8 protein-coding genes are annotated in these 11,780 nt (G+C 65.4%); 5 read left to right on the top strand and 3 right to left on the bottom strand.

Annotated elements, in window-relative coordinates:
- The first annotated feature begins 56 nt into the window (after nucleotides 1-56).
- The 5 genes from ASE22_RS05200 (at nucleotide 57) to ASE22_RS05220 (ending at nucleotide 5,182) form a co-directional block, all read left to right on the top strand.
- Nucleotides 57-1,289 carry a metal-dependent hydrolase family protein gene (locus ASE22_RS05200; RefSeq protein ID WP_056355810.1) on the top strand — a complete coding sequence of 411 codons (1,233 nt, stop codon included), beginning with the start codon at nucleotides 57-59 and terminating at the stop codon, nucleotides 1,287-1,289.
- 100 nt (nucleotides 1,290-1,389) lie between these two features.
- Nucleotides 1,390-2,961: a hydantoinase/oxoprolinase N-terminal domain-containing protein gene (locus tag ASE22_RS05205; RefSeq protein WP_056355812.1), complete on the top strand. Its 1,572-nt coding sequence runs from the start codon at nucleotides 1,390-1,392 to the stop codon at nucleotides 2,959-2,961.
- Nucleotides 2,962-2,982: 21 nt separating this feature from the next.
- On the top strand, nucleotides 2,983-4,074 hold the full coding sequence (locus ASE22_RS05210) for a DUF917 domain-containing protein (protein ID WP_056355814.1): 1,092 nt from the start codon (nucleotides 2,983-2,985) through the stop codon (nucleotides 4,072-4,074).
- 35 nt (nucleotides 4,075-4,109) lie between these two features.
- Nucleotides 4,110-4,736, top strand: coding sequence for an MSMEG_1061 family FMN-dependent PPOX-type flavoprotein (locus ASE22_RS05215; RefSeq protein WP_162248256.1), 627 nt, complete (start codon nucleotides 4,110-4,112; stop codon nucleotides 4,734-4,736).
- Nucleotides 4,737-4,777: 41 nt separating this feature from the next.
- Nucleotides 4,778-5,182 (top strand): ester cyclase, encoded by a 405-nt coding sequence (locus ASE22_RS05220; protein WP_056355816.1) that lies wholly within the window; start codon nucleotides 4,778-4,780, stop codon nucleotides 5,180-5,182.
- Between the two features lie 793 nt (nucleotides 5,183-5,975).
- Here ASE22_RS05220 and ASE22_RS05225 read toward each other — a convergent pair.
- From ASE22_RS05225 to ASE22_RS05235, 3 genes are read right to left on the bottom strand one after another with little or no spacing between them, the layout of a single operon-like run.
- On the bottom strand, nucleotides 5,976-8,051 hold the full coding sequence (locus ASE22_RS05225) for an AIPR family protein (protein ID WP_056355819.1): 2,076 nt from the start codon (nucleotides 8,049-8,051) through the stop codon (nucleotides 5,976-5,978).
- Nucleotides 8,048-8,989: a PD-(D/E)XK motif protein gene (locus ASE22_RS05230; protein WP_200933229.1), complete on the bottom strand. Its 942-nt coding sequence runs from the start codon at nucleotides 8,987-8,989 to the stop codon at nucleotides 8,048-8,050. Before ASE22_RS05230 ends, ASE22_RS05225 begins: the two co-directional genes overlap by 4 nt.
- Nucleotides 8,990-9,033: 44 nt before the next feature.
- A complete protein-coding gene (locus ASE22_RS05235) occupies nucleotides 9,034-11,778 on the bottom strand; it encodes a Z1 domain-containing protein (RefSeq protein WP_056355822.1) in 2,745 nt (914 codons plus the stop codon).
- Between the last annotated feature and the right edge of the window lie 2 nt (nucleotides 11,779-11,780).

The following is an 11,780-nucleotide window of genomic DNA, read 5'->3' on the forward strand; positions in this document are numbered from 1 at the left end:
GCCTGCGCAACGGCGCGCCGGACCGCTAGACTGTCGCGCTTCAAGGGAGATGTCGGATGCTGTTGGTCCTGGAAAATTGCGCGATCTTCGACGGCGTCTCGGAAACGATCGCCGACGGGCAGGCGATCGTCATCGAGGACGGGCTGATCCGAGAGGTCGGCGATAGCGACACCACCGCCGCCCTTCGCTCCGAGGCGCAGCGGATCGACGCGGGCGGCCGCTTCGTCATGCCGGGGATGATCGACGCGCATTTCCACGCCTATGGGATCGAGCTCAACCCCGTGCTGGTGGACAGGATCGCGCCCGAACTGCGCGGCCTGCACGCCAGGCGCATCCTCGAAGGCGCGCTGCAGCGCGGCTTCACGACGATCCGCGACGCGGCCGGCGGCGACGTCTCGCTCGCGACCGCGCTGCGCACCGGCCTGATCGACGGTCCGCGCCTGTTCTATCCCGGCCTCGCGATCAGCCAGACCGGCGGCCATGGCGACCTGCGCGCGCCGGACCATTACGACGCCTGCGCCTGCGCCTATTGCGGGGCGATGGCCGTCGTCGCCGACGGGCCCGACGAGATGCGGAAGATGGTGCGCGAGCAGCTGCGTACCGGCGCCACCCATATCAAGCTGTTCGTGTCGGGCGGCGTCCTCTCCCCCTCCGATCCGATCTGGATGAACCAGCTCAGCATCGAGGAGATCCGGATCGCGGTCGCCGAGGCCGATACGCGCCGCGCCTATGTGATGGCGCACGCCCACACCAACGAGGCGGTGCTTCGCTGCGTCGGGAACGGGGTGCGCTCGATCGAGCATGCGACGCTGCTCGAGGACAGCGGCGCGCAGGCGATCGCCGAGGCGGACGCCTTCGCGGTCCCGACGCTGGCGGTGATCGAGACGATCCGCGCGTCGGGCGCGTCGCTCGGCCTGCCGCCGGCGATGATCGACAAGATGCGCGAGGTCGCCGACCAGGCCAATATCTCCTACGAACGGCTCCGCGCGGCGGGCGCGAAGATCGGCTTCGGCACCGACCTGCTGGGCAAGCTGATGCCCCAGCAATCGATCGAATTCCGCCTGCGCCGCGAAACCTGCCGTCCGATCGAGATCCTGCGGTCGGCCACCTCGGTCAACGCCGCGCTGCTCAGGATGGAGGGCAGGCTGGGGACGATCGCGCCCGGCGCCTTCGCCGACATATTGATCGTCGAGGGCAATCCGCTCGACGACGTCACCCTGCTCGAAAAGCACGAGAATATCCGCTGCATCCTGCGCGACGGACGGATCGTTCGGAACGCGCTGGGCTGAGCCACGGCTACCCCAAAACGCGGACGCTTACTCCAAAGCCCGCTGGCCTGCCGGCCGGCCGGCTGGTCTAGTTCGGGCATGAAGCTGTTCGGGAAGAAGAATGACGAAGACTAGCGAACGCCTGCGTCTGGGCATCGACGTGGGGGGAACCAACACCGACGCGGCGCTGCTGCGCGGAAAGCAGGTCGTCGCCACGGCCAAGAGCTTCACCACCGCCGACGTGCGCGGCGGCGTCGTCAACGTCGTGACCGAGATGCTGGAGAAGAGCGGTGCCGATCGCGGCCTGATCGACGCGGTGATGATCGGCACGACGCAGTTCGTGAACGCCTTCGTGCAGCGGCGCGACCTGGTGCCGGTGGCGATCATCCGCGTATCGCTGCCCAAGGCCGATGGCGTACCGCCGCTCGCCGGCTGGCCCGACGACATCGCCGCGATCGTCGGCGGACAGGTCTACATGGTCGGCGGCGGCGCCTATTATACCGGCAAGGACTATGCCCCGCTCGACGAGGCGGCGATCCGCGCGGCGGCGATCGACGCGAAGGCGCGCGGCCTGCGCGCCGTCGCCATCTCGGCCAATTTCGCGCCGATCCGGCCCGACCTCGAGACCCGCGCGCGCGACATCGTCCTCGGCGTCATCCCCGACGCGGACGTCACCGTTTCCGCCGACGTCGGCGGGATCGGCCTCAAGGACCGCGAGAATGCGGCGATCATCAACGCCAGCCTCTCGGCGCTGGGCGGCACCGTGGTCCGCTCGCTCCAGCAGGCGCTGGCCGACCTCTCGGTCGTCGCCCCGATCTTCATCAGCCAGAACGACGGCACGCTGATGCTCCCCGAGATCGCGGCGCGCCTGCCGATCCTGACCTGCTCCGCCGGCCCGACCAACAGCATCCGCGGCGCGGCGTTCCTGACCGGCCTCACCGACGCGATCGTCGCCGACATCGGCGGGACGACGACCGACATCGGCTTCCTCACGCGCGGCTTCCCGCGCGAGACGACGGCGGCCAACCATATCGGCGGCGTGCGCACCAACTTCCGCATGCCCGACGTGCTGTCGATCGGCGTCGGCGGCGGCAGTCACGTCACGACGACCGACAGCGGCTGCAAGGTCGGCCCGCGGTCGGTGGGCTTTCGGCTGGCCCAGGAAGGCCTGATCTTCGGCGGCGAGACGCTGACCGCCAGCGACATCGCGGTCCGCGCCGGCCAGGCGAAGATCGGCGATCCCGCCCGGGTGGCGGACCTGTCGGCCGAGACGGTCGAGGCCGCGCTGGACAGCATCCACGGCCAGATCGAGGAAGCGATCGACCAGATCAAGGTCAATGCCGCCCCGCTGCCACTGCTGCTGGTGGGCGGCGGCAACATCATCGTGTCACGCCCGCTGAGGGGAACCTCCGAAGTGCTGCGGCCGGAGCATGCCGAGGTCGCCAACGCCGTGGGCGCGGCGATCGCGCTGGTCAGCGGCCGGATCGACAAGCTCTACGACGTGCCGACGCTGGGGCGCGAAACCGCGCTCGCCATGGCGAAGGAGGAGGCGAAGGCCGCCGCGGTCAGGGCCGGCGCCGACCCCGACCAGGTCGAGATCGTCGAGGTGATCGAACTGCCGATGATGCACATGCGATCGGGCGCCACCCAGATCAAGGTCCGCGCCGTCGGCCCCGTCGCCTCCCTCGCCTAACCCTTTCGCGGAACCATCATCATGTTCACCGTAGACAAGATCCAGGACATCCAGGACATGGCGCGCGGCGCGGTGCTGCTCGGCACCGGCGGCGGCGGCGACCCCTATGTCGGCGAGCTGTTCGTCGCCGAGCAGATCAAGCGCGGCAATTATCCGCGCGTCATATCATGCGACGAGCTGGCCGACGACGCCTTCGTCGTATCGATCGCCGGCATCGGCGCGCCGACCGTGATCGTCGAGCATCTCGTCAGCGAACGCGCGCTGCGCGAGCTGCTGACCCGCACCGAGGCCTTTTACGGCCGCAAGATCGACGCGCTGATCAGCGCCGAGATCGGCGGCGCCAATTCGATGTTTCCGCTCGCCCTCTCGGCGATCAGCGGGGTGCCCGTGGTCGACGCCGACGGGATCGGCCGCGCGGTGCCCCAACTCGAGATGACGACCTTCTCGATCTACGGCGCGCGGGCGACCCCCAGCCTGCTGATGGACGATTCGGGCAATGTCGTGACGATCGACGCGGTCAGCGACGCGATGGCCGAGGAGTTGAGCCGGGTCGTCGCCGGAGCGATGGGATCGATGGCGTTCATGTCGGTCTATCCGATGAGCGGGGAGCAGACACGCCGCGTCTCGGTCCTGCGCACGATCACCCAGACGCTGGAGATCGGCCGCTGCATCCGCCAGGCGCGCGAGACGTCTGGCGACATCTTCGCCGACCTGGTCGCCTGCCTCTCCGGGCGCGACGGCCGGACCGCGAAGATCCTGTTCGACGGCAAGATCACCGACGTGCTGCACGAGACGCGCGACAGCTGGCATTGGGGCATGGCGACGATCCGGTCGCTCGACGGATCGGACGACGAGTGTACGGTGGAGATCCGCAACGAGTTCATCGTCGCGCGGGTCAACGGCGCGACGGTGACCGTCGTGCCCGACCTGATCACCATCCTCGACCGCGAATCCGGCGAACCGCTGACCGCCGAGATGCTCGCCTACGGCCAGCGGGTGAAGGTGCTCGGCTACGCCGCCGATCCCATGTTACGACGCCCCGAAAGCCTGAAGGTGCTCGGCCCGCGCTGTTTCGGCGTCGACGAGGATTTCCGGCCGATCGAGGCGCTCTGACGGCGGCCATGCGCCGGCCATGCGAGGGAGATGAGATGATGGACGAACCCGATCCGACCACGGCAGCGCCAGACCTCGACGCGCTCTATTCGCCGCCGGCGGAGCTGATCGGCAAGGCGATCACCCATCATCTCACCGATTTCCACCTCGATTATCTGCAGGTCGCGACCTTCTTCTGCCTGGCGACGGGCAGCGAGACGGGGCTCGACGCCTCTCCCCGCGGCGGCCCGCCGGGTTTCGTCCACGCGCTCGACCGCAAGCGGATCGCCTTCGCCGACTGGCCGGGCAACAACCGCATCGAATCGATGCGGAACATCGAGCGCGACGACCGCGTGGCGATGCTGTTCATCTTCCCGGGGCTGGAGATCTTCCTGCGGATCAACGGACGCAGCGCGATCAGCATCGATCCCGAGCTGCTCGCGCAGGTCGGCGAAGGCGCTCGGATCCCCAAGAGCGCGATCGTCGTCACCGTCGAGGAGGTCATCTTCCATTGCGGCCGGGCGGTGAACCGCGCCAGATTCTGGGAAGCGGAATCGCGGATCGACAAGCGCTCGCTGCCGAGCGCCGGCCAGATGATGATCGCGCTCGGCCAGCTCGCCGACGTCGAGGTCGAGGAGCTCGACGCGCATTACGACCACGGGATGAAGACCGACCTCTACTGAGGCTCGCGGCTTCGGTCGCGATCATATTCGGGAGACTGCCCATGACCGCCGTGGAAACCAACCGCCAGCGTTTCACCCAGATGTACCTGGACGCCTATCGCGGCGATTTCGCCCTGATCCGCGAGATCATGTCGCCCGCCTTCGTCTGCCGCAATCCGCTCCAGCCCGCGCACGGCATCGACGATCTCCTCGCGATGCTGCAGGCCCAGGTGGACGCGTTCGAGGATCTGGAGTTCACGGTGCGCTGGTCCTTCGCGAGCGAGGACGGCTTCGGCATCGCCTATGCCATCAGCGGCCGCCATGTCGGCCCGGTCTTCGGGCTCGAACCGAGCGGCGAACGCTTCGAGGTGACCGGCGTCAGCATCCACGAGGTCGCCGACGGCTACAGCATGGGTGTCTATTCGAGCGCCAATTTCGTCGAGGTGCTTGGCGCAGCGGGGCGCTAGCCGAAGCCGCGCGCCGCGTGCGCCGCCCGCTGGAAGCTGCGCGCGGCGGTCGGGGCGCCCGTCCCGACCATGGACAGCGCGCCTGCGCTCTTTGTCGGCGATCGGGGAAATGATGCGCTTACCGGAGCCGACCTGTGACTCCCGCATTGCGAAGGTCGGAGAAGCAACGCCAGAAAGCCGGAGAAACAAAGCTCGTTCGATGATCTGGGACGTTGGTTTCTTGCCTTCCCAGGCGCTTCCCGTTTCGGGGGATATTTTGGATTCGGCGGTTTTCTGTTGAAAGCACTTTGGTCGAAAATGCCCACAGGCAGCCGTGTACTGATGAGCCCCAGAGCCTGACCCATAGATGCGTCGTTCTGTGTTGCGTCCAAGCAGATTTGCTCTCTCCATATTCAAGGTCGAACATAGAGTGAACAAATGAAATCCCACATTACAAGCTTTTTTAGTTCGAAGCGGTTATCAACTCTCACGCCCCTCCCACTGCGGGGAACGGCCGAAAGCACTCCCATAGGAAGCGCGCTCTTTATACTGCTGAAGGAAATGGTGCGCTTACAGGACTCATATCGGCTCAGAAAAGCCCAAAAATGCTGGGGTTTTTGGCACCCTCCTGTTTCGTGGCCCACTCGTGGTCCACCCCCTAAATTCGGTCCGTAGAAGGGACACGAACCTGTTCCCCAATCATCCTTAATAGGATGATTCGGGCGTCGATCAGCCTCCACGATTGCAGGCGCAACAGCAGACCTTATCGGAGCCTGATGACTATGGCAGTGATCCAACATCGCTTCGCTCGCCATCAGCCAGCCTCACGCTGATCCTCGTCGAACAGCCCGGCGGCACGCACTTTCGCCACACTCTCTAAGCCGTTTTTCGCCTGTTTGATTGATGGCCGACGGGACCAGCCTCCCGCTGCGTAATTGGCGAGCGTCATGCAGATACCGGCGAGTTTGAAATGCAGCACCCCGCTGCGCTGACCGGCTTCTGCCGTGGCGACCCAGGCCGACGAGGGAATCCGCATACATTCCTCGATCCGGTCGTAATCCGCGACGTTTAGGCCGCTCGCAAGATGGTCCGCTGCAACGAAACCACTGTCCGACGGCACCCCCGTCAGCTCCGGCGGCAAAGGGTCGGCAAGGGCGGGCAGACGGTGGCGCAAGTCCGCCCAGCAGTCTTCCTTCTTAAACCATTCGGTCGGATTACGGCTCCCGACGCTCGCGCGGAGAGCCTCATCGATCTTCGGCGCCCAAACGGTGATCAGCGTCTCCAGTTCAGGCGACAGGCGTTGCTGCCGCCAGACGAGATCGAAATCGATGCGGCCGCCAGTCCGCTCTCCGATAGCCGCAACCAGATAGGCGGAAATGTTGGCGCCGTAGGCCGCGAACTTCATAGCGCGTACCAGACGTTCGGTTGCCCGGTAGAGGATGGTGAGCGCGATCAGCCGCCTGAACCAAGCCGCGTCCGGCGCCGGTGCGGTCGTTTCCTTGCGGCGCTGCATAAACACCTGGAAGTTCTTCTGTCCGCCAAATGCCACGCGCCACGGAAAACCGTCCCAGGCGGAGAGGTAGCGGGCAAGGTCGAGCTTGCCGAACCGCCGCGCCTTTGGCGTCTGTTCGCGGAACGCGCGCTGCTCGGTGGAGCGATAGGAGGCCTTCTGTTCGGCGGCCAGCCACGATCCCCGTGCGCGTTCGTAAAACCAGCGTCCCCGACCGGATTCCAGCCATGCGTTGTTCGCAAGCGTTTCGACCTCGCGGTGGAATGGGTCACCGGCTGAGAAGTCTGCCTGCTGCACAGTATTCTGGCGGTTTGCAGCGCGCGAAATCGACCCGACGATTTCCTCAAGGTCGCCTTCGGTCACGTGGATGATTTTGACCGGCACCTCAACATTGCCGAGTCCAATGCTTTCCTTGCGCCGAGCGCGGTGAAGCGAGGCTGTGGTCTGTCCGCCATTGACGATCTGGAGACCGCGAAGCCCGGTCAGAAAGACGGCGCCACCTTCCCGCTCAAGGCGGACTTCATCAGCGGTCGCTACCACGCCATTGTTGAAAGCCAGAAACATCTCAGGCTGCTCGACCAGCGTTCGGCGCAGCTCGGCATTGACTGATTTCCGCCCGGACAGACCGAGAAAGGCACGCACATTCAGTTCCAGCAGATGGGTGCCGTAACGGTCGTAAATGCGTGAAAGCGTCTCCCCGGGAAATGCTGCGAGGTACGCCTCATAATGGCCTGCGCCGGACGCCACCGGCAGACAGGCGATGCGATGCCCGGAGAGTGCGACAAGATCGACGTCGATGTCGGCGCGCGTCTGGCCTTCGCCAAGAACGCGGTAAAGTCGGACGATGTCATAGAGGTCGACCTCGACGGTCTTGCCATGGCTTTCAATTGTCGCCGGCAGTGCGCCGCCGGAGATCCCATCGGTGAGGACGACGATGCGGAACCGGTCGATGCGCTCGCCGAGCGATGCAACCTGCCGCGCAAGGTCGCCGGCCTCAGTGTTGGACGGTTCGATCCGGTCCGCAAGCCCGCCAATGCATGCTGCAACATATGTCCCGGCCCGCTCTGCGGTCTTCAGCAGTTCCGAAGCAGGAATGCGCCTCGGTGGCAGGTCGCCGGAATAATGGGTGGCAAACAGCGTCAGATGCCCGGCATCTTCGTCGATAGCATATCCACTGATCTGGAAAGGCGAGCGGCCGACCCTACCTTCCTGCGCCAGATCGAAGGCCGCCGCGAAATGTCCGATCTCCTCAAGCTCATCGATGACGGTGCGCGTGAACAGCGCTTCGGTCGAAGGCAGATCGACCCCCGGATCGTCTCGGGCCTCGTCGATCTCCGCTGCCAATGTCCGCGCGAATTCGGCTGTCGCGTCATCACTCATTGTCCGCCCCCGAACCTGCTCAGCACTGCTGTGCCGTCTGCCTGGAATTCAGCCAGCGCGCGAACCTCAAGCTCATAGGTTGCCTCAGCAATGCCGAGCGCCACCTCGCCGCGCCGTAGACGGGGGAACCCGTCGCGCACGGCATAGAAATCAGTACCTGCCAGTCGCACACGCGGCCCGGCATCATCGTCTGTACCCGGCGCGAGGCCCCGGCGCAGCAGCGCATTGCGGAACGCGCCGCGCGCACGCTCGCTGTCCAGCTGTGTCTCGATGCGATCCGCGATATCCGCGAGCGTTTCACCGTCGGGAGACTCGATGAGCCTGACATGCGCTACATGCAGCGACGTAAGCCCTGCGTCATCGAGCTGATCCAGAGTGGACACATGGAACTGTCGCGCTCCGCCGAGCGATGTCTTCACCTCGATACTGTCACCCGCCATTTCAAAATCGTGCAGGCCGTCATCGGGTGCCCTCCATGTTGCGAGAGCGTCAGCGCCGATATCAGTGAGTTGGCCGAACAACAGCAACTCGCCAATGATCCCGATCATTTCGCTGCGGGACAGCGCGCCGATCTGATCTCTCAAAAACGCGCGCCACGCTGACAGTCGCGCGGCGAACACACCGAGCAGATCGTCGTCCGCCTCATCCTCACCGCGCATCACGGCGCGGAGACAGTCACTGCAGACCGCCGCAAACAGCTCACGTCGCGCCGGCTCCTCGAGCGACAGAACAAGCAGGACGCCACCCGGATCGGCAACGCGCGACAGTCGAAGGCCGCCGGTCTCGAACGAAGAGATACCTGCACCCGCTGCCCCTGGGGAGACGACGAGGCACGGCGCGCCGTCGGTTTCCCTCAGGCCTACGCGCAGATCGAGCCGCGCCGGCCCGGCGAGGCGTCGGGTCCGAAACAAACGGTCGCCGGGCACCACTGCCGCCAAGCCGAGCCACTCCTCCAGCAGCGCTGTCGCATGAGGAGCAGACGTCACGGTGCGGCCCGCTGCTGGACCGTATTTTCGAGCCGCCACTCCGCTGACGCTGTCGGTGACGTCGGGAAACTCACAACGACTCCCCATAGCGGCGTGCCGGGTTCGAGCCCCGCGCCTGCAGGGTCAATCGGATAGAGGATCAGAAGGCCCCGGCGGGGATCGTCGCCACGAACTTGGCGAATCCAGGGACCCGCCGGACGGTCGGCGGGGGGCTCGCCTTCTTCCGCAAGCACACGGTTAGTTTCCGCCTGGGCACGGGCGTACTGATCGTCGGTCAGGTCAATTGCTTCGTCTAGCGGGCTAAGGATCGACTTGGTGATGAACCTCGCCGGGGTCGAGCGGGAGATCGGTGTGCGCCGTACGCTGCGCAGGGTGCGCCCTGCGACCTCGACGTCCGCCCCGACACCTGCCGGCACAAACAGCGTCCAGTCGCTCAGCTCACCCTGCTCCAGCTGGGCGGTAATGTACGCCGCCATGCGCTTGCCATCGACATCGCTGCTCTCGGGCGGAAATGCCAGAGACTCCAGCAGTGCTGCGACCCGGTTGCCACGGACATTCCTCCAGAGAAGTCCGGCAGCCGGCGGCCGACCGCCGGGCCGGGGCGGATCGGTCTCGAATTCACCGTGTTCGAGGAGCAGCTCGTTCACCGCCCCGGCATTGGCGATGACGCTGTCGCCGTCGCGATACTGAACCGTCTGGATCTTGCCTTCACCGGCATAGGTGACGGGCCGCAGTGCGGCGTGCCGCCGTTTGTTCGCGGCCGTGACATTCATAATGCTGTGCGCGCTTATGCTCAGCCCATATAGTTTCGGGGTGCCGGCTGTGACCCGCATATGCGCGAGCTGCTTGCGCAGGTCCTCGTTAATCGTCGCGAGATGCCTGAACCAGCTCTCCATATCGATCGTCGTGTAGAGCCGGCAAAGGTCGGCATAGCCGCGCCGGTAACCGAACCAGCGACCCATCTGAAGCAGGCTGTCATACTGGCGCGAAACCCGCAGGAAATAGCTGGTGGACAGGCCCTCCAGCGTCAGTCCGCGAGCGAGCTTGTCACCGCCGATAACGATCACCGAGAGGCTCTGTCCGGCCTCATCAGCAGCATCATAATCAATTCCCTGGCGGCTGCGACCGTTGGAGACCGCGACCTGGATGCGGTCGGCTTCCGCGCCAAGCCGGGACAGCACATCCTGCCAGCCGACCCGCCGGACTGATCGCCCGAACAGGGTCGATGCCATCGCGTCGGTTGTAGGCTCGAAATCCTCGCGCCACAGCCGCTCCAGGGCAGCGAGCTCGCTCCTGTCATCGGCAGCGATCGCGTTGCGGATGACGCGCAGCTCAGCCTCAACCTGCGCATGGACCGGATCATGGACGTCCTGGAAGCGGGAGACGTGGACCAGCATGGTCTTATGGGCATTGGCCTGTCCGCGCGCCGCGCGGGCGGCACAGCAGATGACGAAACTGCGGATCGCTTCGGCCAGGCTCGGTGGCACACGCGACTCGCCTGACCAGACCGGTCGGAGCGTCTTGTCGTGCGGATCCGGGATCCAGCCCTCGCGGGTCTGGTCGAGGTGGCGGATAAGCGGCAGGCCGACGGCGTCAGCGTCGTCATCACGACCGAAGATCGCAAGCGGCCCGAAATAATCGTTCGGTGCTGACAGCGAGACGATAAAGGCCGAGGGAAACAGATCGGCGCCATAATCCTGCGCGGCACGCTCGTCGTGGATCATGATGTTGGCGAAGGGCGTCGCCGTATAGCCGATATAGGCACTGCGCCTGAACCCGCCGAGCAGCGTGCGGATCTGGCCGTTGATGCGCTTGGGATCATAATCCTCGTCGAAGCTGCCGTCCGGCAGAAACCCCTGCTCACCGGTATCAGGCGACGCCTGATCCGCCTCGTCGTCGATCACCAGCAGCGGTGCGTCGCGGGACTCCTCAGGCAGTCGCGCGATCCAGCGATTGAGATTCTTGAGGACCGCGCCGTTCTTCTTAACAACGAAAACAAAAGGACGGTTCGCCGGCGCAAAATTGGCGTTGTTGGCGACCGTGCGACTGAAGTCACCGTTCAAGAGCGACGTCGTCACGCTGTCGACCAGCTGGACGGGTCCGGGCAGAAGGCCAACGCCGATCGGCCGGCGTCCGCCATCAACTGTGCCGCCCGCCGTGTCGAAGCCGAGAAAATCCTGGTCGAGACGCAGCTGGGTCTGACGCCGAAGGATCTTGTGCATGCCCGCAAGCACGATGATCACACGGTAACCGGCGTCGGCCGCGCGACTTATGACGCCGGCATAATGCGCGGTCTTGCCCGACTGGACATTGCCGACCACGAGCCCGCGCCAGTCCCACGGTCCTTCGCGCTCCGGATCATCGATCAGTTCGACGACCTCCGCGGTGCTCTCCTCCAGCGCTTCCACGGCTTTCGGTGCCCAGCCGCTCTCACTAAGCTTCTGCAAATAACGTGAGAAGAAGGCGCCCGGCCGGCGGCGTTCGCCCAGATACCAGGGTGCTGGCTGCAATTCACCCCGCAGCCTGATCGACGGTCCCTGCGCGACAATGAACAGCGCCTCTAGGTCGCGCGCTGCCGCTTCGATCTCCGCCTCGGTGAAGCTGTGGCCGCTGGTCAGCCCGACCAGCGGAGCAGAGGCTCTGACGATCGTCAAGATTTCGTCGGTCGCCAGCGTGCGGTCACCCGCGCGCGGACCGAGTGCGACCCGGGCCGTATTGGCAAGCTGTGTTACCGGGTCCATCG

It is taken from the genome of Sphingomonas sp. Root720 (genome assembly GCF_001428605.1).
Taxonomy (GTDB): domain Bacteria; phylum Pseudomonadota; class Alphaproteobacteria; order Sphingomonadales; family Sphingomonadaceae; genus Rhizorhabdus.